Source organism: Pseudonocardia halophobica (assembly GCF_027922425.1).
Classification (GTDB): domain Bacteria; phylum Actinomycetota; class Actinomycetes; order Mycobacteriales; family Pseudonocardiaceae; genus Pseudonocardia; species Pseudonocardia halophobica.
This window is the reverse complement of the sequence record NZ_BSFQ01000017.1, coordinates 91,170-110,739: the sequence shown is the minus strand read 5'-3', so window position 1 is coordinate 110,739 and position 19,570 is coordinate 91,170. Positions and strand designations below refer to the sequence as shown.

Annotated in this window: 21 protein-coding genes and 1 other RNA gene; 7 read left to right on the top strand and 15 right to left on the bottom strand. The window is 73.8% G+C overall.

Annotated elements, in window-relative coordinates:
• Nucleotides 1-25: 25 nt before the first annotated feature.
• Nucleotides 26-1,189, top strand: a complete 1,164-nt coding sequence (locus PKE99_RS20285) for a class I SAM-dependent methyltransferase (RefSeq protein WP_037042708.1) — start codon at nt 26-28, stop codon at nt 1,187-1,189.
• Nucleotides 1,190-1,287: 98 nt separating this feature from the next.
• On the opposite strand, the gene ssrA is transcribed toward PKE99_RS20285, so the two are convergent.
• Nucleotides 1,288-1,684: a transfer-messenger RNA gene (gene ssrA, locus PKE99_RS20280) on the bottom strand.
• A 57-nt stretch (nt 1,685-1,741) separates the two neighbouring features.
• Nucleotides 1,742-2,155 (bottom strand): winged helix-turn-helix transcriptional regulator, encoded by a 414-nt coding sequence (locus PKE99_RS20275; protein WP_037042710.1) that lies wholly within the window; start codon nt 2,153-2,155, stop codon nt 1,742-1,744.
• Nucleotides 2,156-2,222: 67 nt separating this feature from the next.
• Here PKE99_RS20275 and PKE99_RS20270 point away from each other — a divergent pair, with 67 nt between their 5' ends.
• Nucleotides 2,223-3,167, top strand: a complete 945-nt coding sequence (locus PKE99_RS20270) for an NADP-dependent oxidoreductase (RefSeq protein WP_306470744.1) — start codon at nt 2,223-2,225, stop codon at nt 3,165-3,167.
• A 70-nt stretch (nt 3,168-3,237) separates the two neighbouring features.
• Here PKE99_RS20270 and PKE99_RS20265 read toward each other — a convergent pair whose 3' ends face one another.
• From PKE99_RS20265 to PKE99_RS20225, 9 genes are all read right to left on the bottom strand, one after another.
• Nucleotides 3,238-4,143: an amidohydrolase family protein gene (locus PKE99_RS20265; protein WP_037042713.1), complete on the bottom strand. Its 906-nt coding sequence runs from the start codon at nt 4,141-4,143 to the stop codon at nt 3,238-3,240.
• Entirely contained in the window at nt 4,140-4,625 is a 486-nt protein-coding gene (gene smpB, locus PKE99_RS20260; RefSeq protein ID WP_037042716.1) for an SsrA-binding protein SmpB, read from the bottom strand. The genes PKE99_RS20265 and smpB overlap by 4 nt, the downstream gene beginning before the upstream one ends.
• Before the next feature lie 28 nt (nt 4,626-4,653).
• Nucleotides 4,654-5,568 carry a permease-like cell division protein FtsX gene (gene ftsX / locus PKE99_RS20255; protein ID WP_037042718.1) on the bottom strand — a complete coding sequence of 305 codons (915 nt, stop codon included), beginning with the start codon at nt 5,566-5,568 and terminating at the stop codon, nt 4,654-4,656.
• A gap of 37 nt (nt 5,569-5,605) precedes the next feature.
• Entirely contained in the window at nt 5,606-6,295 is a 690-nt protein-coding gene (gene ftsE, locus PKE99_RS20250) for a cell division ATP-binding protein FtsE (protein ID WP_037042719.1), read from the bottom strand.
• A gap of 81 nt (nt 6,296-6,376) precedes the next feature.
• A complete protein-coding gene (gene prfB, locus PKE99_RS20245; protein ID WP_037042721.1) occupies nt 6,377-7,492 on the bottom strand; it encodes a peptide chain release factor 2 in 1,116 nt (371 codons plus the stop codon).
• Nucleotides 7,493-7,565: 73 nt separating this feature from the next.
• Nucleotides 7,566-8,075 carry a PadR family transcriptional regulator gene (locus tag PKE99_RS20240; protein WP_037042723.1) on the bottom strand — a complete coding sequence of 170 codons (510 nt, stop codon included), beginning with the start codon at nt 8,073-8,075 and terminating at the stop codon, nt 7,566-7,568.
• 172 nt (nt 8,076-8,247) lie between these two features.
• Entirely contained in the window at nt 8,248-9,090 is an 843-nt protein-coding gene (locus tag PKE99_RS20235; protein ID WP_051737038.1) for a leishmanolysin-related zinc metalloendopeptidase, read from the bottom strand.
• A 63-nt stretch (nt 9,091-9,153) separates the two neighbouring features.
• Nucleotides 9,154-10,158 (bottom strand): acyl-CoA dehydrogenase family protein, encoded by a 1,005-nt coding sequence (locus PKE99_RS20230; RefSeq protein ID WP_037042726.1) that lies wholly within the window; start codon nt 10,156-10,158, stop codon nt 9,154-9,156.
• Nucleotides 10,159-10,167: 9 nt separating this feature from the next.
• The gene (locus PKE99_RS20225) at nt 10,168-11,337 is read right to left on the bottom strand and encodes an acyl-CoA dehydrogenase family protein (RefSeq protein ID WP_037042727.1); all 1,170 of its coding nucleotides are present in this window, start codon (nt 11,335-11,337) and stop codon (nt 10,168-10,170) included.
• A gap of 174 nt (nt 11,338-11,511) precedes the next feature.
• Between PKE99_RS20225 and PKE99_RS20220 the strand changes: the two genes are divergently transcribed.
• Nucleotides 11,512-11,754, top strand: a complete 243-nt coding sequence (locus tag PKE99_RS20220; RefSeq protein WP_037042729.1) for a ribbon-helix-helix domain-containing protein — start codon at nt 11,512-11,514, stop codon at nt 11,752-11,754.
• Between the two features lie 11 nt (nt 11,755-11,765).
• The gene (locus PKE99_RS20215) at nt 11,766-12,158 is read left to right on the top strand and encodes a hypothetical protein (protein ID WP_037042731.1); all 393 of its coding nucleotides are present in this window, start codon (nt 11,766-11,768) and stop codon (nt 12,156-12,158) included.
• Here the strand turns inward: PKE99_RS20215 and PKE99_RS20210 are convergent.
• Together PKE99_RS20210 and PKE99_RS20205 are read right to left on the bottom strand one after the other, a co-directional pair.
• Entirely contained in the window at nt 12,155-12,913 is a 759-nt protein-coding gene (locus PKE99_RS20210; RefSeq protein ID WP_051737097.1) for a tyrosine-protein phosphatase, read from the bottom strand. The two genes, PKE99_RS20215 and PKE99_RS20210, sit on opposite strands and share 4 nt — an antisense overlap.
• A 47-nt stretch (nt 12,914-12,960) precedes the next feature.
• On the bottom strand, nt 12,961-13,728 hold the full coding sequence (locus PKE99_RS20205) for a hypothetical protein (RefSeq protein ID WP_037042733.1): 768 nt from the start codon (nt 13,726-13,728) through the stop codon (nt 12,961-12,963).
• A 68-nt stretch (nt 13,729-13,796) separates the two neighbouring features.
• On the opposite strand from PKE99_RS20205, the gene PKE99_RS20200 reads away from it, so the two are divergent.
• Nucleotides 13,797-15,287 carry an AMP-binding protein gene (locus PKE99_RS20200; protein WP_081923912.1) on the top strand — a complete coding sequence of 497 codons (1,491 nt, stop codon included), beginning with the start codon at nt 13,797-13,799 and terminating at the stop codon, nt 15,285-15,287.
• 60 nt (nt 15,288-15,347) lie between these two features.
• Here PKE99_RS20200 and soxR read toward each other — a convergent pair whose 3' ends face one another.
• The gene (soxR, locus tag PKE99_RS20195) at nt 15,348-15,812 is read right to left on the bottom strand and encodes a redox-sensitive transcriptional activator SoxR (protein WP_037042735.1); all 465 of its coding nucleotides are present in this window, start codon (nt 15,810-15,812) and stop codon (nt 15,348-15,350) included.
• A 322-nt stretch (nt 15,813-16,134) separates the two neighbouring features.
• Between soxR and PKE99_RS20190 the strand changes: the two genes are divergently transcribed.
• On the top strand, nt 16,135-16,989 hold the full coding sequence (locus PKE99_RS20190) for a transglycosylase SLT domain-containing protein (RefSeq protein WP_051737039.1): 855 nt from the start codon (nt 16,135-16,137) through the stop codon (nt 16,987-16,989).
• Between the two features lie 224 nt (nt 16,990-17,213).
• Nucleotides 17,214-19,295, top strand: coding sequence for an acyltransferase family protein (locus PKE99_RS20185; RefSeq protein WP_081923913.1), 2,082 nt, complete (start codon nt 17,214-17,216; stop codon nt 19,293-19,295).
• Between the two features lie 5 nt (nt 19,296-19,300).
• Here the strand turns inward: PKE99_RS20185 and PKE99_RS20180 are convergent, their stop codons facing one another.
• On the bottom strand, nt 19,301-19,525 hold the full coding sequence (locus PKE99_RS20180; protein WP_037042737.1) for an RNA-binding S4 domain-containing protein: 225 nt from the start codon (nt 19,523-19,525) through the stop codon (nt 19,301-19,303).
• Between the last annotated feature and the right edge of the window lie 45 nt (nt 19,526-19,570).

The following is a 19,570-nucleotide window of genomic DNA, read 5'->3' as shown; positions in this document are numbered from 1 at the left end:
TGATCGTCGGTAGCCTCTCCCGGCGGTGGACACGGACGAAATGCTGGCTCGCCTGCACGAACTGGCGGGACCGACGGGCGCCGAGCTCTTCGCGGCGATCGCGGCCGGGCTCGAGGGGCGCCCGCTCACCGACGACGCCGCCCTCCGGCTCGGGACCGCACTGCGCCGCACCTACCCCGCGCCGCTGGTCGCGGAGGCCCTCACGCAGGCGCAGCTGCGCGAGCGGGCCGCGGGGAAGTTCGACCGGGCTCGCACGATGTTCCTGACGCGCGCGGGCTGGGAGCAGGCGTCGCCGGAGATCGTGGCACGGCACCGGGCGGCCCGGTTCGCCTCCGCGCGCCACGTCGCGGACCTCTGCTGCGGCATCGGCGGCGACCTCCTCGCCCTCGCCCCCGGCCGGGACGTCCTGGCCGTCGACCGCGATCCGGTGCACCTGTGGATGGCCCGCCACAACGGCGCGATCTACGGGGGCGAGGCCCGCACCCTGCTCGCGGACGTCCGGGAGGTCGACCTGGCCGACGTCGACGCGGTGTTCGTGGACCCGGCCCGGCGCTCGGCGCGCGGCCGGATGCGGACCGGCGACAGCGAGCCGCCGTTCGACTGGTGCCTCGGCCTGCCGGTCCCCGCGATCGGGATCAAGGCCGCCCCGGGCCTCGACCACGACGTCGTCCCCGAGGGGTGGGAGCTGGAGTTCGTGGCGGTGGACCGGGACCTCAAGGAGGCCGTGGCCTGGTCCCCCGCCCTGGCGACGACCCGGGCCCGGGCGACCGTCCTGCCCTCAGGCGACACGCTCGTCGCCGTGGAGGGCGAGCCGGTCGCGGTGCGCGACCCGGGCCGGTACCTGCTCGACCCGAACCCGGCCGTCACGCGGGCCGGCGCCGTGGAGGAGCTCGGCCGCCGCACCGGGACGTGGAAGATCGACGACCGGATCGCCTTCCTGTCCGCCGACGAGCCGGTCGCGACGCCGTTCGCCCGCACGCTCGAGGTGATCGACTCCGGGCCGTGGGACCAGAAGCGGCTCCCCCAGCGGTTGCGCGAGCTCGACATCGGTGCCGTGGACATCCGCCGCCGCGGCCTCGCCGGGGACGTCGACGCCCTGCACAAGCGGCTCAAGCTGCGCGGATCCCGGCGGGCGACGCTGGTGATGACGCGGGTCCGGGACCGGCCGTGGGGCCTGGTCTGCCTCTGAGAACGGCCTGCTTCCGAGGACGGCCTGCTTCCGAGGACGGCCAGCCTCTGAGAACGGTCAGGGCCCCGACCCGTCCGGGTCGGGGCCCTGAACTCCAGGGGTGGAGGTGCCGGGAATCGAACCCGGGTCCTCCTTCGCATTGCGAGGGCTTCTCCGTGCGCAGTCCGCTGTGTCTCTACTCGGATCCACCGGTCTCACGGACGAGCCGGTGTGACGATCCCAGTCGCTGTTTGGTGTCCCGTCCGACCCCGGCGACCGGGCCGGACGGTGAAGTCCCCTAGCTGATGCCGGGCACCGGGGCGGGAACACCCCCGGGCCGACAGTCCCTTACTGGATCAGGCAGCGAGCGCGAAGTCCGCGCGGGCGCCCTGAGCCGGGACAGTGCGACTCTCGTCGGCACTTATTTTGTTACGACGCATGGTTAACGAGCTCATCGTCGTCTTCCTCGGCACGCTTCCCCTCGGTCCGCCTCAGGAGTCGAGACCGTTCACCCCCTTGTCGCGACCCGCACGCCGGGCCGTCGATCCATTCTAACGCCCGCGCCCCCGCCGCTCATCCCGATTCGGTGTCGGCCCGCGAGTCGTACCGGTCACGCGCCGCGAGCACCTCCTCGACGTGCGCCTCCGCCCAGTCCTTGACGTGCAGCACCGCCCGGTGGAGCCCGGCACCGAGCGGCGTGAGCCGGTAGTCCACCCGGACGGGCACGGCCGCCGTCACCTCGCGCTCCACGAGCCCGTCCCGCTCCAGGCCGCGCAGGGTCTGCGTGAGCATCTTCGGGCTGACGCCGGCGACGCGCCTGCCGAGCTCGGAGTACCGCTTCGGGCCGTCGGCCAGCGCGGCGAGCAGCAACCCGACCCACTTGTCGCTGATCCGGTCCAGCACCATCCGCGAGGGGCAGGCGGCCAGGAAGGCGTCGTAGGCCGCGCGGTCGGCCTCGCGACGCTGGGCCGCGGTCGTGGTCGCCATGGCTCTCCTCCGGCTCTCCTACGCACTTCCAGGTAACTACTACCCGCCGGATAGTAACGCTCCTAGCGTGAGTTCTGGAAGCACGGACGACGAGGAGAGCGACATGCGTGCAGTGGTGTTCCGCGAGTTCGGTGGCCCCGAGGTGCTCGAGGTCGCAGAGGTGCCCGAGCCCGAACCGGGGCCGGGCGAGGTGCGGATCGCGGTGGAGGCCGCGACCGTGAACCCGGTCGACCTGGCGACCCGCTCCGGGTTCACGGTGCAGGCCGGACTGGCGCCGGCGCCCGAGGGGCCGTTCGTGCGGGGGCTGGGTTGGGACGTCGCCGGGAAGGTCGACGCCGTCGGCGCCGAGGTCGAGGGGCTCCGGCCCGGCGACGCGGTGATCACGGTGCTCCCGGCCTTCGCGGTGCCGGTCGGGGCCCAGGCGGAGAAGGTCGTGGTGCCGGCCGCGGACGTGGCACCGGCACCGGAGGGTGTGGACGTCGCGGCGGCCGCGACCCTGCCGCTGAACGCCCTCACCGCCGCCGCGGCGCTCGACGACCTCGCTGCGCCGGAGGGGTCGTCCCTCCTGGTCATCGGCGGGGCCGGCGGGGTCGGGGCGTTCGCCGTGCAGCTGGCCGTGCGGGCCGGGCTGCGGGTGCTCGCCACGGCGTCGGCGCGCGACGAGGCCGCGGTGCGGGGGTACGGAGCCGAGGTCGTCCGCCGGGACGCGCTGCCCACCGGCGTCGACGGCGTGCTCGACACGGCCGGGATCGGCGCCGCGGCGCTCGCGCCGGTGCGGGACCGTGGGACCCTCGTGACCGTCGCCGGGCCCGTGCCCGCCGAGCGCGGGATCCGCAGTGTGCAGACGATGGTGCGACCCGACGGCGTCCGGCTGGCCGAGCTCGCCGCGCTGGCGGCGAAGGGCGAGCTGACCCTGACCGTGGCCGGAACCTACCCGCTCGACGACGTGGCCGCGGCCCACGAGCGGCTCGCCGGCGGCGGGATCGGCGGCCGGCTGGTCCTGCTCGTCTGACGCCGTTCGCGCAGCTCACCCCGGGTTGTGAGTGGCAACTGCCCCTAGAGGGGCAGTCGCCGCTCACGGGTCAGAGGCTCAGGAGGCGGGTGCCCGTGTCGTGGAGGACCGAGCGGAGGAAGGTTTCGCCGAGGCGGTCGTCCGCGGCCGCCCAGTCCGCGATGGCGCGGAGCTGCTCGGCGTAGGGGTACGGGATGTTCGGGAAGTCGCTGCCCAGGACGACCCGGCCGGGGATCTCGGCGAGCCGCGCGGGCCAGTCCGAGGGCAGCGGCGCGAACGCCTCGGCGTAGGGCGTGCCGACCATCGTGGTGTCCAGGTGCACGTTCTCGTAGCGGTGCACCAGCTCCAGCGCGGCGTGGAAGTCCGGCATCCCGGCGTGGGCGAGCACCGCCGTGAGCCGCGGGTGGCGGGCCAGGACCTCGCCGAAGACGTCGAGCCCGGTGTGCTCGCCGGGGATGGGCCCGTGCCCGCAGTGCACGATCACCGGGACGCCGGCCTCGGCCAGCAGGCCCCACGCCCCGTCGAGCAGGGGGTCGCGCGGGTCGAAGGACCCCACCTGCACGTGCACCTTCACCGCCCGGGCCCCACCCTCGACGGCGGCGCCCAGGTACCCCTCGACGCCGGGCTCGGCGTAGAGGGTGGCCGTGCGGACCGCGGCCGGGGTGGCGGCCGCGAACTCGGCCGCCCACTCGGTCAGCCACGCCGCCATGCCGGGCTTGTGCGGGTAGACCAGCGGCGCGAACCGCAGCACGCCGATCTTCTCCAGCGTGGCGACCCGCTCGGGTTCGGGCGTGCGGTACTGGATCGGCCAGTCCATGCCGTAGTGCGTGCGGGCCTGGTCGAAGTAGGCCCACACCTTGTCGAGGACCCGCTCGGGCAGGAAGTGCACGTGGACGTCGACCAGCCCGGGCAGGCCGAGGTCGGCGATCCAGCGGGGGACGTCGTCGTCCGACGTGGGCGGCGCGGGGAGCGTCACGAGAGCGACCTCGCCCGGCCCTTCGCGGCGCGGCCGATGGCCCGAGCCATGTCCCGCTCGGCGTCCTTCTTCGCCAGGTCCTGCCGCTTGTCGTAGGTCTTCTTGCCGCGGGCCAGCGCGATCTCGCACTTGACCTTGCCGTCGCTGAAGTAGAGCGACATCGGGACGAGCGTGAGCCCGCCCTCGCGGATCTTGCCGATCAGCCGCTCGATCTCGTACTTGTGCAGCAGCAGCTTGCGGGTGCGCCGCGGCTCGTGGTTGGTCCAGCTGCCGTGCGTGTACTCGGGGATGTGCAGGCCGCGCAGGAACACCTCGCCGTCGTCGACGGTGGCGTACGCGTCGACCAGCGACGCCCGGCCCAGCCGCAGGCTCTTCACCTCGGTGCCCATGAGCGCCACACCGGCCTCGAACTCCTCGAGCACCGCGTAGTCGTGACGCGCGCGCCGGTTCTGCGCGATCACCTTGCGGCCTTTCTCCTTCACCCCTCCAGCCTACGCGGAGGTGGTCACCTCACACCTTCACATAGAGACGCAGGGTGACGTAGCCGGTGATCCCCGCGATCACGGCGCCGATCGGGACCAGGTACGCCGAGACCGTCAGGACGTCGGCGAGCGTGACGGGCGGGATCACGCCGTTCTGCGCGATCCCGGCCAGCAGGGAGTCGATGAAGGCAACCTTCCCGACGAGCAGCCCGACGCCCGCGAGCACCGCGCCGACCACGCCGGTGATCACGGCCTCGACCAGGAACGGCAGCTGCGTGTACCAGCGGGTGGCGCCGACCAGCCGCATCACGCCCACCTCGGTGCGGCGGGTGTAGGCGGAGACCTGGACCGTGTTGGAGATCAGCATCAGCGCCGCGACGGCCTGCACCAGGGCCAGCGCGAAGGTCACGTTCCGCACGCCGCCGAGGAAGTCGAACAGCTTGGCGACCACGTCGCGCTGGTCGATCACGGTGCGCACGCCGACCTGGTTCTCCATGGCCTGCTTCACCGCGGCCGCCCCGGCCTCGGTCGACCCGTCCTGGTCGACGAGCTTGACCCGCAGCGTGGCCGGCAGCGACTGCGGCCGGGCGAGCTCGGCGACCGACTGTCCGGCGAACAGCTCCTGGAAGCGCTCGTACGCCTCCTGCTGGTTCTCGTACGTCACGCCCGCCACCAGCGGCGAGTTCTCCAGGGTGGACCGCAGGCCCGCGCAGATCGGCTGCGTGCAGTCCGTGTCCGCGGTGGACACGTCCTGGGTGAGCGCGACCCGGATCTCCAGGCGGTCGGAGTAGATGGCCTCGGTGGCGTCGATCGTCTTCACCGCGAGCAGGCCGGTGCCGACCATGAGCAGCGAGATCGCGGTGGTCAGCACCATCGCCGCGGTCATCGTGACGTTGCGGCGCAGGCCGGTGGCGACCTCCCGGACGACGAAGTCGGTTCTCATGGCGCCTCCGCGGGGAGGCGTACGTCGACGGTGCCCACTACCGGCCCACCCCGTACACCGCGTGGGCCTCGTCCCGGACGACCCGGCCCATGTCCAGCTCGACCACCCGCCGTCGCATGGAGTCGACGATGGAGTGGTCGTGGGTCGCCATGACGACGGTCGTGCCGGTGCGGTTGATCCGCTCGAGCAGCAGCATGATGTCCTGGCTGGTGTCGGGGTCGAGGTTGCCGGTGGGCTCGTCGGCCAGCAGGACCAGCGGGCGGTTCACGAACGCGCGGGCGATCGCCACGCGCTGCTGCTCGCCGCCGGAGAGCTCGTGGGGCATCCGGTCGGCCTTGCCCTCGAGCCCGACGAGCTCGAGCACCTCGGGCACGACCTTGCGGATCGTCGAGGGCGACTTGCCGATCACCTCGAGCGCGAACGCGACGTTCTCACCCACGGTCTTGTTCGGGAGCAGCCGGAAGTCCTGGAACACCACGCCGATGCGCTGCCGCAGCCGGGGCACCTTCCGCCGCGGCAGCTTCGCGACGTCGAGGTCGGTCACCCAGATCTTGCCGCGGGTCGGGACGTCCTCCCGCAGCAGCAGCCGCAGGAAGGTCGACTTCCCGGAACCGGACGGCCCGATGAGGAAGACGAACTCGCCCTTGCCCACCTCGACCGAGACGCGGTCCAGCGCGGGCCGCGTCGAGGTCCTGTACATCTTGGTGACGCGCTCCAGCCGGATCACGGCCGGGACGTTACCGGCGGATCATGACCGGGCCGTCACCCGACAGGCCCCCTCGGCGCAGCAGCGCTACCGCTCGTCCGATCACGCGTTCTCCGCCTCGAGCTGCTGGTTGCGACGCCAGCGGATGCCCGCCTCGATGAAGCCGTCGATGTCGCCGTCGAGCACCGCGCCCGGGTTGCCGACCTCGAACTCGGTCCGCAGGTCCTTGACCATCTGGTACGGGTGCAGCACGTAGGAGCGCATCTGGTTGCCCCAGCTGGATCCGGAGTCCTTGAGCGAGTCCATCAGCGCCCGCTCCTCCTCGTGCTTGCGCGCGAGCAGCTTGGCCTGCAGCACGACCATCGCGGTCGCCTTGTTCTGGATCTGGGAGCGCTCGTTCTGGCAGGACACCACGATCCCGGTGGGGATGTGGGTCAGCCGGACGGCCGAGTCCGTGGTGTTGACGCCCTGCCCGCCGGGCCCGGACGACCGGTAGACGTCGACGCGCAGGTCCTTCTCGTCGATCTCGACGTGGTCGGTCGACTCGACGACCGGGGTGACCTCGACGCCGGCGAACGACGTCTGCCGGCGGCCCTGGTTGTCGAACGGCGAGATGCGGACCAGCCGGTGCGTGCCCTGCTCGATCGACAGCGTGCCGTACGCGTAGGGGGCGTGGACCTGGAAGGTCGCGGACTTGATGCCCGCCTCCTCCGCGTACGAGGTGTCGTAGACGTCCACCCCGTAGCCGTGCCGCTCGGCCCAGCGCAGGTACATCCGCATGAGCATCTCGGCGAAGTCCGCGGCGTCGACCCCGCCCGCCTCGGAGCGGATCGTCACCAGCGCCTCGCGCTCGTCGTACTCGCCGGAGAGCAGGGTCCGCACCTCGAGCGAGGCGATCTCCTCGCGGAGCTTCGTGCGGTCCCGGTCCGCGTCGGCGATCGCGGACTCGTCCCCCTCGTCCTCGGCCAGCTCGTAGAGCACGGGGAGGTCGTCGAGCCGGCGGCGCAGGTCCTCGACCCGGCGCAGCTCGGCCTGGGCGTGCGAGAGCCGGCTGGTGACCTTCTGCGCGGCCTCGGTGTCGTTCCACAGGTCGGGGGCGCCCGCCTGCTCCTCCAGGTCCGCGATCTCCGCCTTGAGCGCGGGGACGTCGGTGACCGCCTCGATGCCCTCCAGGGTGGTTGCGAGGTCCTTCAGGTCGGCTGCCACGTCGGGGTTCACAACGCTCCAGGCTACGCGGGCACGCGAGGGCGGTGCGGCGGGAGGGTTCGGGCCCGGGTGTGCCGCAGGGCCGTCAGTCGAGCGGGATCGCGTCGAGCAGCTTCACCATCGCCCGGGTGTGCGCGACGGTGAAGTCCGCGACCGCCTTGCGGTACGGGTCCTCCTCGCCCCGGGCGGCGGCGCGGGACTCGGCGAGCCGCGCCGTGTAGACCTCGCGCGAGGTGCCGACCAGCTCGGCCCGCTGCTTCACGGTGAGCTGGCCGGCGTGCAGCAGCCGCAGGACGAGCGGGCTGCGCAGCGCGTCGCCGCCGCTGCCGTGGTGCAGCCACGCCTTGAACGCCCGCTTGCCCGCCGCAGTGATCACGTACTGCTGCGACGCCCGCGGCCCCTGCTTGCCCAGCCGCAGCAGGCCGGCCTCGGCCATCACCGGCAGCTCGCGGTAGACCTGGCTGCGGGTCACGGTGAAGAAGGAGCCGAAGCGCTCGCCGGCGGCCGCGACGAGCTGGCCGCCCGTCATCGGACCGCTGTGGAGCAGTCCGAGCAGAGCCGCGGCGGTGGCGTTGACTGCGGGTGGGGCCGGCATCCCCCAACGGTCCCACGAGCGACGGGGTTCCGCATTCCACAGTGGCCCCCGACCTGCGAGTTCGGACGATCACGACGGCTGCGCAACCGAGGTGCGTACCCCGCCGACGGGGGTCCACACCTCGCCCGCGACGGACGGGGTGAAGGGCTGCGGGGGAACCGGTGCGGCGCGGTCAGACGTGGAGGGCGGCCTCGGGCAGGACGTGCGCGGTGGGGCGCCCGACCCGGCACCGCCGGCCCGGCCGGCCGACGATCGCGGCGGACCCCTCCGCGCCGGCGGGCAGGCGGTAGCGCTCGGACGCTTCGAGGTCCACGACGTACCCGAGATCGCCCAGGCTGGCCACCGTGACCCGCGAGATCGGGTTGCCGGCCTCGGTGATGAAACCGCTCATCAGCTCGTCGCCGAAGACCGACTCCCGCCAGTGACCGTCGCGCGTGCCGGGTCCGCCCGTGTTCTCCACGGGCACCCCGCCACTGCCGCCGAGCGCGGTCCACTCCGCGACCGCGCCGGTGCCGGTGAAGACCGGGTCCGCCGTGCCCGCGCCCGCGCCCGACAGCAGGCCGAGCCGGGACCAGAGGTTGCCGATGCCGAGGACGTGGCCCATCTCGTGGGTGATGACGTCGTCGAGCGTCCCCTCGCTCTCCATCCGGGCGAGGTCCGCGGTGTCGAACTGCATCTGCCCGACGGCGGGGAGCAGCCCCGCCGAGACCGGCCGCAGCTGCGTCGGGCCGGCCTGGCCGAGGATCTGTCCGGAGCCGTCGATGTCCGCGCCCGAGGCGAGGATCAGGACGTCGTCGATCGTCTCGCCGTCCACGACGACGGCCGGGAGGTCGCCGACGATCATCCGGGTCCAGCGGTCCGCCGCGGCCGCGAAGGCCTCCTGCTGGCGCGCGTCGAGCCCGCCGGTGAAGCGGACGTCGATCGTGAACGGCGACGCGGCGGCGGCGACGCCGAGCGTGCCGGCCGCGGCCTCGACTGCGCGGGCCGCGTCGGCGACCGCCCGGTAGCTCTCCATCCCATGATCGTGCCGGGGCCCGGCGGCGGCCGCCACGGGACGCGCCGCCGGCCCTCGCCGACGTCAGAGGGTGAGCGCCGCGATCCGCTCGCGGTGCTGGTCCACCCCGCCGTACAGCCCGGCCAGCCGCTTGGCGCGCTTGTAGAAGAAGTGCGACTCGTGCTCCCAGGTGTAGCCGATGCCGCCGTGGTACTGGATCATCGCGGCGGTCGACTGCAGGGCCACGTCGCTGGCCTTGGCCTTGGCGACGGCGACGGCCAGCTCGACGTCGTCGAGCCCGGCGTCCACGGCGTGGGCGGCGTAGAGCGCCGCGTGCTCGGCCATCGTCACGCCGACGTGGATGTCCGCCAGCGCGTGCTTGAGCGCCTGGAACGAGCCGACGGGCACGCCGAACTGCTCGCGCTCGCGGTCGTAGGCCACCGTCCGGCTCAGCGCCTCCCGGGCGATCCCGACCAGGTCGGCGGCCACGAGCACGGTGGCCCGGGCGGTCAGCTGGGCGGCGGCGTCATCCGGCAGCGGCTCCACCTCCGCGACGTCGAGCGTGGCCAGCCGGGTGGTGCGGTCGTAGGACCCGACCGGGGTGGCCTGCGCGCCGGTGGCCAGGCCGAGCCCGTCCGGGGTCCGGACGACCACGACGTCGGCGATCGCCCCGTACTCCACCGCGGGGACGACGCCGGGGGCGTCGCCGCGCAGCCCGACGGCACCGATCGCGTCGCCCGAGGCGAGCCGCGGCAGCCAGGCCGCCTTCTGCTCGTCCGACCCGGCGAGCCGGATCGCCTCGGCGGCGAGCACGGTCCCGCGCCACGGGCCGGGCGCGACGCCGGCGCCGAGCGCCCGCGCGATCACCTGCGCCTCGACCAGGCCGAGGCCCAGCCCGTCGTGCTCCTCGGGGACGGTGACGGCGAGCCAGCCCTGCTCGGCCGCGGCCTTCCACAGCGATCCGGGGTTGCCGTCCCCGTCGGCGTCCTCGAAGACGCGGCGCACGGCTTCCATGTCGAACCGCTCGGCGAGGTAGGTCGTGACCGCCGCGCCGAACTCCTGCTGGTCCTCGGTGAGGGCGAAGAACATGCCGGGCTCCTACCGGGGCAGGCCGAGCACGCGCTCGGCGGTGACGTTGCGCTGGACCTGCGACGAGCCGCCCCAGATCGTGACCGACCGGGACCACATCGCCTGCGCGCTGAGCGGACGCAGGTCGAGGTCGCCGAGCGCCTCGAGGGTGTCGTCCTCGCCGAGGACGTCGTCGTAGACCTCCCAGAGGTCCTGGAAGGCCTCCGACCACTGCAGCTTGGTCATCGACGCCTCGAAGCCCAGGTCGCGACCCCGCTCGGTCTGCGTGAGGACGTGCATCGAGTGCAGCCGCAGGCACTCCAGCTCGGTGAGGACGCGGGCGAGCTTGTTGCGGATCACCGGGTCGGTGTCGCGGCCGAGCTTCTTCGCGACGGCGGCGATCTCGTCGTACTGCCGGCGGAACTCGGTGTACTGCGAGATGCCCGAGGCACCGCGCTCGAAGGACAGCAGCAGCATCGCGGTGCGCCAGCCCTCACCGATCTCGCCGAGGACGTCGGTGGCGGGGACCCGGGCGTCGTCGAAGAAGACCTCGCCGAACTCGCTGGCGCCGGACATCTGCTTGAGCGGCCGGGCGTCGACGCCGGGCTGGTGCATGTCGATGAGCAGCATCGAGATGCCGCGGTGCTTCTGGCTGCCCGGCTCGGTGCGGACCAGGGTGAAGATCTTGTCGCCGTGCACGGCGTTGGTGGTCCACACCTTCTGCCCGTTGACGACGAAGTCGTCACCGTCGCGGACGCCGCGGGTGGACAGCGCCGCGAGGTCCGACCCGGCGCCGGGCTCCGAGAAGCCCTGGCACCAGATCACCTCGTTGCGCAGCATCGGGCCGATGATCTCCTTCTTCTGCGCGTCCGTGCCGATCGCCATCACGGTGGGCGCGAGGAAGGTGAGGCCAAGCGGGTTGACCGTGCGCGGGGCGTCGGCCAGCACCATCTCGACGTCGTAGATCGCCTTCATGCCGGGTGTGCCGCCGCGGCCGCCGAACTCCGTCGGCCACTGGATGCCCGCGAAGCCGGCGAGCGCCTTGTCACGCTCCCAGTCGCGGCGGAGCCGGAAGCTCTCCTCGTCGGGCAGCGACTCCCAGAAGCCCGGGCGGCGCCACTCGTCGGGGATGTTCGCCGAGAGCCAGGAGCGCAGCTCGCTGCGGAACTCCTCCTCGGCGGCGGTGAAGGTGAGGTCCATCGTCGAGACCCTCCTGCGTACGGAACCGGGTGCGGCGGGCCGGTCCTCGTCGACCGCCGCGCTGGGACCCAGCCTGGCATACCCGTCGGTAACCTGCATCGGCCGAGGTGGCCCTCATCCGGACGCGCACGCCTTCCGGTCGACGGCCCGGTATGCGCCCAGTAGCCTGACGGTATGCGCAGCGAGCGGGTGACCGTCACCCTGCCGGCCGAGCTGGTCGCGGAGGCCCGGGAGGCGGTCCGCAACGGGAGTGCGGCGAGCCTGTCCGCGTACGTGGCGGAGGCCGTGCAGGCACGGCAGTCACGCGATCGGTCGCTCGCTACTCTGGCCGACCTGTACGGAGGTCCCCCACCGGCGGACGAGCTCGACGCGGCGCGCAGGTCGCTGCGGCTCGTGCCTCCCGTGGCCGTCGGCTGAAGGGCGCGCACATGATCGGCGGAAGAGTGCTGGACGCCAGCGCGCTCCGGGCGTTCGCGACCGGCCGGCCCGTCTACATGCGCGCCCTCGTGTGGGCCGCCGTGGAGGAGAACCTCGTGCTCGCGGTGCCGTCCGCGGCACTCGGCCGCGCGTGGTCGCAGCTCGAGCCCGAGCACCACGCCGCCCTGCAGGTCCTGCTCGGCCTGCCCAACACCGTGATCCACGACCTCAGCCCGGCGATGGCCCAGGAGTCCGGGCTGCTGCTCGCCGCCACGGGTCAGGACGACATCGTGGCCGGACAGGTCGTGACCACCGCCCGGCACCGGGGCTGGCCCGCCGTCACCGGCGACCCCGGCGCCCTCCGCAAGCTCGACGGCGCGGTGCCGATCGAGGAACTGCCCTAGACCAGGCGGTCGCGCAGGGCGGTGAGCTCGTCGCCCGTGAGGCCGTTGGCCTGCAGCCAGCCCGCCGCACCGCCGTCGCGCTCGTCGAGCGTGGCCAGCACCTGCTCCATCGCGACCGCGCGCGGGCTGTGCCGGTCGATCTCCTCCGGCCCGGGCATCTCCTCGCCGGACAGGGAGGTCCAGCGCCGGAACATCGCCTCGATCTTCGTGGCGGACAGCGCGTAGTCCTCGACGACGGCCTCCCGCTCGACCCCGACGGCGTCGAGCACCATCGCCACCAGGGTCCCGGTGCGGTCCTTGCCCGCGGCGCAGTGCACCAGCGCGGCCCCGTCCGCGGCCGCGAGCCGCCGGACGGCGCCGACGACGTTCGGGCCGCGGTCGCGCAGGTAGCCGAGGTAGTTCGCGACCATCGGGTGGACGTCGTCGCCCACCTCGGGCAGCTCCCGCCCGGACTCCGGGATGAACGTGAACTGCACGGTCTCCACGCCGGCGCGGGCCAGCTCGGTCTCGCCGTGCTCGGCGATCTCGCGGTCGGTCCGCAGGTCGAGGATCAGCCGCAGGCCGAGGCCGTCGACGAGCTGCCGGACGTCGCCCGGCGTCACGTGGTCGAGCGACTCGCTGCGCAGCAGCACACCGGTGCGGGTGCGCCCGCCGTCGACGAGCGGCAGGCCGCCGACGTCCCGGATGTTGCTGAGCCCCTCGAAGCGCAGCCAGCGGTCGGCGGAGGTGGTCGGCACGGCGGCGGCGTCGGTCACCACCCCACGGTAACGGCGGTTCCTCCGGATCGCGGGTGACCGGCGTCTCACCCCAGCAGCTTCTGGGTGCCCGCCTTCGCGACCGTGAGCGGGTCCGGGAGCGCGGGCAGACCGTCCTCGGCGGCGAGCACGGTGAAGTTCATGACGACCTCGCCCTCGCGGACCGAGATCATCACGACGTCGAAGCCCGCGCCGCCGATCCGCCACCCGGTCGCCTCGTCGTGGCCCAGGTCGGCGCGCAGGTCCTCGGCGGGCGCGATCACCGCTGGGCGCCCGTCGACCCGGCCCTCCGAGCAGGACATGCCCGCGACCGACGCGCGGTAGGCCTCGGCGGCGCCCGCCTCGTCGCCGTAGACGCTCACGGTCTCCTGGACCAGCCCGTTCGCGCTCTCCGCGGCGGCGCCGACCCGCACGGCGAACGGGAACTGCGCGACCACGCCCGGCCCGCCGCACGGCGCGGGGGTCGCCGGGTCGGGCCGGGGCTCCTCCCCCGCCGTGAACTCCGGGCCGATCTCCGCGGGCGTGAGCAGGAAGGGGCGCAGGCCGTCGGCGGCGGCGTCCATGCCGGGATCGGAGACCGGGGCCCGCGACGCGCCGCCGGAGGACACGGGGCGCGGCGGCGCGGCCGCCTGCCGCTGCGGCAGGACCTCCTGGGCGGCCGCCGGAGCGGCCGGGGCCGCCTGCGCAGCCGGGGCCACCTGAGCAGCCGGGACCGGCGCGTCGACGCGGGGATCGGCGGAGGCCGCGCCGCACGCGCCGGTCGCGAGGACGGCACCGAGCACGGCGGCGGAGAGGGCGGCGGGCAGGAGTCGCATACCGGGAAGTCTTCGCCGGGCGGGGCGGCGCGTCGGGGAGGCCAGCACCACCTCCGCACGGCGGAGGCATGTGCATCATCGCCGCGAAGGCGCAGGATCGGGTGGTGATCCCCGACGAGACCCCACTCGGCCGCACGATCGACCTGCTCGCGGAGCAGGACCCCGACGCCGTCGCCCTCCTCCATCCCGCGGGCACCACCACCCGCGCCGAGCTCGCCGCCGGCTCCAGCCGGGCCGCCCGGGAGCTCGCCGCGCTCGGGGTGCGCGAGGGGTCACTCGTGACCATCGGGCTGCCGAACAACGCCTCCTTCTACGCCGCCGTCGTCGGGGCGTGGAAGCTCGGTGCGGTCCCGCAGCCGGTCTCGGCGAAGCTGCCGCCCGCCGAGCTCGAGGCGTTGATCGAGATCGCCGACCCGCCCGTCGTCGTCGGGCTGCCGACGCCCGACGGGCGCCCCTCGCTGCCCGGGGACTGGGCGCCCGACCCGACCCTCGACCCCGGCCCGCTGCCGCCCGCGGTGCCGCCGACCTGGAAGGCGCCGACCTCGGGCGGGAGCACCGGGCGACCGAAGATCATCCTCGCCGGGAACGAGGGCCGGTACGGGGTCGTCACGCAGGCGGCCGAGCGGCTGCGCCTGGAGGGCGAGGGCGAGGTCTTCGCCGTGACCGCGCCGCTCTACCACAACGCACCGTTCATGTTCTCGCTGATCAGCCTGCTGCGCGGGGGCACGGTGCTGGTGCTCGACCACTTCGACGGCGCCACCGTGCTCGAGGCCGTCGACCGGCACCGCGTGACCTGGCTCTACGCCGTCCCGACCCTGATGGGCCGGCTGCTGCGGCTGCCGGAGGAGGTGCGGGCCGCTGCCGACGTGTCGTCGGTGCGGACCCTGCTGCACGTCGGGGCGCCGTGCCCGGAGCACGTCAAGCGCGGGTGCCTCGAGTGGTTCGGACCGGAGACCGTGCTCGAGCTGTACGCGGGCACCGAGTCGCAGGCCAGCTGCATGATCGACGGCGTGGAGTGGCTGGCCCACCCGGGCTCGGTCGGGCAGGTGGTGTCCGGCGAGATGCGGATCGGCGACGAGGAGGGGCGGCCACTGCCGATCGGCGAGGTCGGCGAGGTGTGGATGAAGGTGCCCGAGTCGCCGTACCGGTACCTCGGCGCGGTCGCCCGGGGCCGCGACGGCTGGGAGTCGCTCGGCGACATGGGCCGGATGGACGCCGAGGGCTACCTGTACCTCGCCGACCGGCGCAGCGACATGATCCTCGTCGGCGGGTCCAACGTGTACCCGGCCGAGGTGGAGGCGGCCCTCGACGCGCACCCGGCCGTGCTGTCGTCGTGCGTGATCGGGCTGCCCGACGACGACCTGGGCTCACGGGTGCACGCGATCGTCCAGCTCGACGGCGGCTCGACCGTCACCGACGAGGAGCTGCGCGCACACGTCGCGGGGCGGCTGGCCCGGCAGAAGGTGCCCGCGACGATCGAGCGGGTCGACCACCCGCTGCGCGAGGACACGGGCAAGGTGCGCCGCTCCGCCCTCCGTGCCGAGCGCCTGCCGGGCTGAGGCACGGCGCGACCCGCGGGGGCGCGACTCGCGGGTGGCCAGAGCGCGACTCGCGGGGGGTCAGGTGGCGGGGCCGCGGCGGAGGGCGGCGGGGAGCATGCGGGCGCCGTCGCCCGCGGAGGCCGCGCGGTCCTCCGGGTTCATCAGCCGGCAGCGGGCGAGGGAGAGGCAGCCGCAGCCGATGCAGGAGTCGAGCCCGTCCCGCAGCGCGACCAGGGCGTCGATCTGCTCGTCGAGCCGGCCCCGCCAGGTCCTGGACAGCCGCGTCCAGTCGGTCTTGGTCGGCGTGTGGTCGGCGGGGAGCTCGTCGAGGGCGGCACGGACGTCGTCGAGCCCGATGCCGATCGAGCGGGCGGCCCGGATGAACGCGAGCCGGCGCAGCACTCCCCGCTCGTAGCGCCGCTGACCGCCCGACGTCCGGGTGGCGCTCACGAGCCCCTCGCGCTCGTAGAACCGGAGTGCCGAGTGCGGGAAGCCGCTGCGGGCGACGACCTCCCCGATGGTCAGCAGGTCCTTCGCGTGCACGGCGCCTCCCGAGAGCTGAAGCTCGATTCACGTCCACCCTACGCGTCGGTAGCGTCCGGTCGCGCGCGGTGACCGTTCACCGCAGGAGACGCGGAACACCTTGCCGGTGGACGGCGCGACGAACGGCCGCGGAGCAGCGGCGACAGGCAGCCCCGGGGGTTGTGTCCGGGGGTTCACCATCCGTAGTGTCGCCGGCAGTCATCACGGTCCGATCACGAGCGGACGGTGGAGCCGGAGTCCCCGACCGGCTCCCCGGGACCCCCGACCCGGGTCCGCTCGAGACCGTCCGTGGACGTGAAGAGAACGCGAAAGGCTCAACACCTTGGCTGGCCACCGCTCCCCAGGCGGCCGGCGTGTCACCGGAGACCCGGCTCCCCACCGGGTCCCCACGAGGCACGCCGCCAGGCACGCGACCGCCCCCGGTCGCGTCGCCCCCCGACGCACCGTCGCATCCACGACGGCTGCCGTCGGCGCCGCGTTCGGCGTCCTCTCGACGGGCACGTTCGCGGCCGTCACCTCGACCGGGGTCCCGGCGATCGCCGACGCCGCGGAGACCTCCACGGCCGCCACGCAACTGGCCGCGAACTCCGAGGCCCTGCAGGTCGACCCGGCGGACGTCCCGCTCACCGGCGCGCACCTGAGCCCGGTCGCCTACTCGGTCGCCGGCATCGACGACCCCGGCCCCGCCGAGGCGGACCCCGAGACGATCACGGACGTGGAGCTGGCCTCGCTGGACAAGGCCGGCCGGATCGCGGACCGGATCGCGGAGCAGCAGGCCAAGGAGGCCGCCGAGGCCGCGGCCCGGGCCGAGCTCGACGCGCTGATCTCCCGCGGCGGCGTCGACGGCTGGATCGCCCAGGCCCTCGAGATCTGCGACCTGCCGCGGGACCTCGCGCCGGGCGTCAAGAAGATCATCATGGCGGAGTCCGGCGGCAACCCGCGGGCGATCAACCTGTGGGACTCCAACGCCCGCGCCGGCCGCCCCTCGCAGGGCCTGATGCAGGTCATCCCCTCGACCTTCCGGGCCTACGTGCACCCCAGCCTGTCCGGCCGCGCGATCACCGACCCGGTCGCCAACATCACCGCGGGCGTGCGCTACATGATCGCCAACTACGGCCTCGACACCCTCGAGGCCGGCGGCCGCAGCAACGGTTCGGGCGGGTACGTGGGCTACTGAGCCCACCGACCGCGATCACCACCGATGCCGCCGGAGCCGGGTCCCGTCGCGCGGGACCCGATCTTCCGGCTTACAGTAAGTGCGACCCGGATCGTCACGAGGGGTGACGAGCCGGCCCTGCCTCCCCCTCGCCCCCGCCCCCGCCGCGGGGCCCGCCCGGAGTGCCCGCCGGGACCGGACGGGCGTACGAGCTGGGCCGGAGGAGGCGACAGCGGAGGGACCGGATGACAGCGATGCGGCCCGACCCCGTCGATCCCGCCTCCGGTCCCGTCCCGAACGTCCCGCCCGCGCCCGCCGCCCCGGCCACGGAGCGTGCCCGTCGTTTCCGCCCCGAGCTGCAGGGCCTGCGCGCGCTCGCGGTCCTCCTCGTCGTCGCCTACCACGTCTGGTTCGGCCGGGTCTCCGGCGGCGTCGACGTGTTCTTCGTGATCTCCGGCTTCCTCATCACCGGGCAGCTCTTCCGGGCCGCCGCCCGTGGCCGGCTCCGCTTCCGGCCGACGTGGGCGCGCCAGGCCGCGCGGCTGCTGCCGGCCGCCTTCACCGTGCTGGTCGTGAGCGCGGTCGCGGGCGCGCTGCTGCTCCCCGAGGCCCGCTGGCAGCAGACGCTGCACGAGCTGTTCGCGTCGGCGGTGTTCCTGGAGAACTGGCAGCTCGCGGCCGACTCCGTGGACTACGCGGCCCAGCACAACACCCAGAGCGTGGTCCAGCATTTCTGGTCGCTGTCGATCCAGGTGCAGTTCTACGTCGTGTGGCCGCTGCTGATCGCGGTGGTGGGGCTGGTCGCCGGCCAGGCCGGGGAGCGGCTGCGCGGGCACCTGCTGCTCACCCTGAGCGGCCTCTTCGCCGCCTCGCTGACCTTCTCGGTCGCGCTCACGATCACCAACCAGCCGCTCGCCTACTTCCACTCGCTCACCCGCGTGTGGGAGTTCGCGCTCGGCGGCCTGCTGGCGCTGACGATCGACGCGATCACCCTGCCCCGCCGCTGGCGGGTCGTGCTCGGCTGGGTCGGCGTCGTCGGGCTCATCGCGTGCGGCGCCCTGCTGCGGGTCGACGCCGTGTTTCCCGGCATCGCGGCGCTGTGGCCCACCGGCGCGGCGTGCCTGGTGCTGATCGCCGGCATGACCGGCAGCCGGATCGGGGCGGACAGGATCCTCGGCTCGCGGCCCGTCGGCTACCTCGGCGACCTGAGCTACTCGCTCTACCTGTGGCACTGGCCGGTGCTGATCTTCTTCCTGGTCGTCCGCGACCAGGAGACCGTCGGGCTGCGCGGCGGGCTGGCCATCGTCGGGCTGTCGGTCGTGCTCGCGGTGCTCACGCACCACCTGATCGAGGAGCCGATCCGGCGGGCGCCGCTCACCGACCGGACGCGCTGGCGGGGCGCGGCCGCCGGGCTCGCGGTCGTCCTGCTCGCCGGCGGCGTGTGGCAGTTCGAGGCCGCCCAGCGGGCGAACGAGACCGCCGCGGTGGGCGACACCGACCACCCCGGGGCGATGGCCATCCACTCCGGCTCGATCGACGACGTCGACCCGGCCGTCGAGCTGATCCCCCCGATGGTCACGGCGCCGGACGACTTCTACCAGTTCACGGGCTGGGCCTGCGCCCCGATGACCCGCTACCCGACCGCCGAGGCCTGCACGTCGCCCCGGCCGGATCCCGCGGTCCCGCCGGCCAAGCGGATCGTCGTGGTCGGGGACTCGCACTCCCAGCAGTACACCGCCGCGCTGGCCCCGGTCGCGCAGCGGAACAACTGGGAGCTGATCGACATGCTGAAGGGGGCCTGCCCCTTCTCCACCACGTCCGAGGTGGACCCGGCCAACCTGGACTGCCTGAACTGGAACGCCGCGGTGGTCGACGAGATCGCCGACCTGCATCCCGACGCCGTGTTCACGCTGGCCAGCCGGGACGTCCGGGCCGGGCTCACCGAGGTCACCCCGCCCGGCTTCGTCGCCGCCTGGCAGCGGATGAACGAGCTCGGCATCCCGGTGATCGCCGCGCGGGACAACCCGCGCTTCGACACGTCGTTCAGCCCGCCGGACTGCCTGCAGCAGCGCGGCCGCGGGGCCGCCGAGTGCGGCGTGCCCCGCGCGGACGTCTACGGCCCGATCCCGCCGTACCAGCTGGCCCCGGACGTCCCGCCGAACGTGACCTTCCTGGACTTCTCCGACCACCTGTGCGACGCCGCGCTCTGCCCGGCCGAGATCGGCAACGTGCTCGTCTACATGGACTTCAACCACGTCTCGGCCACGTACATGACCTCCCTCGCGCCGGTCATGGAGGAGCGGCTGCACCAGGCCCTGGGCTGGTAGCCCCGCTACCCGACGGGCCGCGCCCGCCGGCCGTGCACGGCCACGACCTGCCCGCGGCGCAGCTGGGCGCCGCGCCGGGTCTCCGCGCGGCCGTCGACCATGACCTCGCCGGCCTCGACCAGCTCCCGGGCGTGCACGCCGTCCTCGGCGAGGCCGGAGAGTTTGAGGAACTGTCCGAGCCGGATCGGCTCGGTCGCGATCGGGACGTCCTGGATCGGCGTGGCTGCCATGGCCCGATCCTCGCACCGGGGACGTTTCCCGTGGACCCTGGCCAC

Bases quoted from the DNA above. Each gene is read 5' to 3' on its own strand.
- PKE99_RS20225 (WP_037042727.1), bottom strand. From the start codon at position 11,337: ATGGACCTCACCTTCACCGCCGCCGAGGAGGAGTTCCGCAGCGAGCTG.
- PKE99_RS20235 (WP_051737038.1), bottom strand. From the start codon at position 9,090: ATGGAGAGCTACCGGGCGGTCGCCGACGCGGCCCGCGCAGTCGAGGCC.
- PKE99_RS20275 (WP_037042710.1), bottom strand. From the start codon at position 2,155: ATGGCGACCACGACCGCGGCCCAGCGTCGCGAGGCCGACCGCGCGGCC.
- PKE99_RS20230 (WP_037042726.1), bottom strand. From the start codon at position 10,158: ATGTTCTTCGCCCTCACCGAGGACCAGCAGGAGTTCGGCGCGGCGGTC.
- ftsX (WP_037042718.1), bottom strand. From the start codon at position 5,568: ATGAGAACCGACTTCGTCGTCCGGGAGGTCGCCACCGGCCTGCGCCGC.
- PKE99_RS20200 (WP_081923912.1), top strand. From the start codon at position 13,797: ATGTGCATCATCGCCGCGAAGGCGCAGGATCGGGTGGTGATCCCCGAC.
- PKE99_RS20205 (WP_037042733.1), bottom strand. From the start codon at position 13,728: ATGCGACTCCTGCCCGCCGCCCTCTCCGCCGCCGTGCTCGGTGCCGTC.
- PKE99_RS20220 (WP_037042729.1), top strand. From the start codon at position 11,512: ATGCGCAGCGAGCGGGTGACCGTCACCCTGCCGGCCGAGCTGGTCGCG.
- PKE99_RS20180 (WP_037042737.1), bottom strand. From the start codon at position 19,525: ATGGCAGCCACGCCGATCCAGGACGTCCCGATCGCGACCGAGCCGATC.
- PKE99_RS20215 (WP_037042731.1), top strand. From the start codon at position 11,766: ATGATCGGCGGAAGAGTGCTGGACGCCAGCGCGCTCCGGGCGTTCGCG.
- PKE99_RS20240 (WP_037042723.1), bottom strand. From the start codon at position 8,075: ATGCCGGCCCCACCCGCAGTCAACGCCACCGCCGCGGCTCTGCTCGGA.
- PKE99_RS20185 (WP_081923913.1), top strand. From the start codon at position 17,214: ATGACAGCGATGCGGCCCGACCCCGTCGATCCCGCCTCCGGTCCCGTC.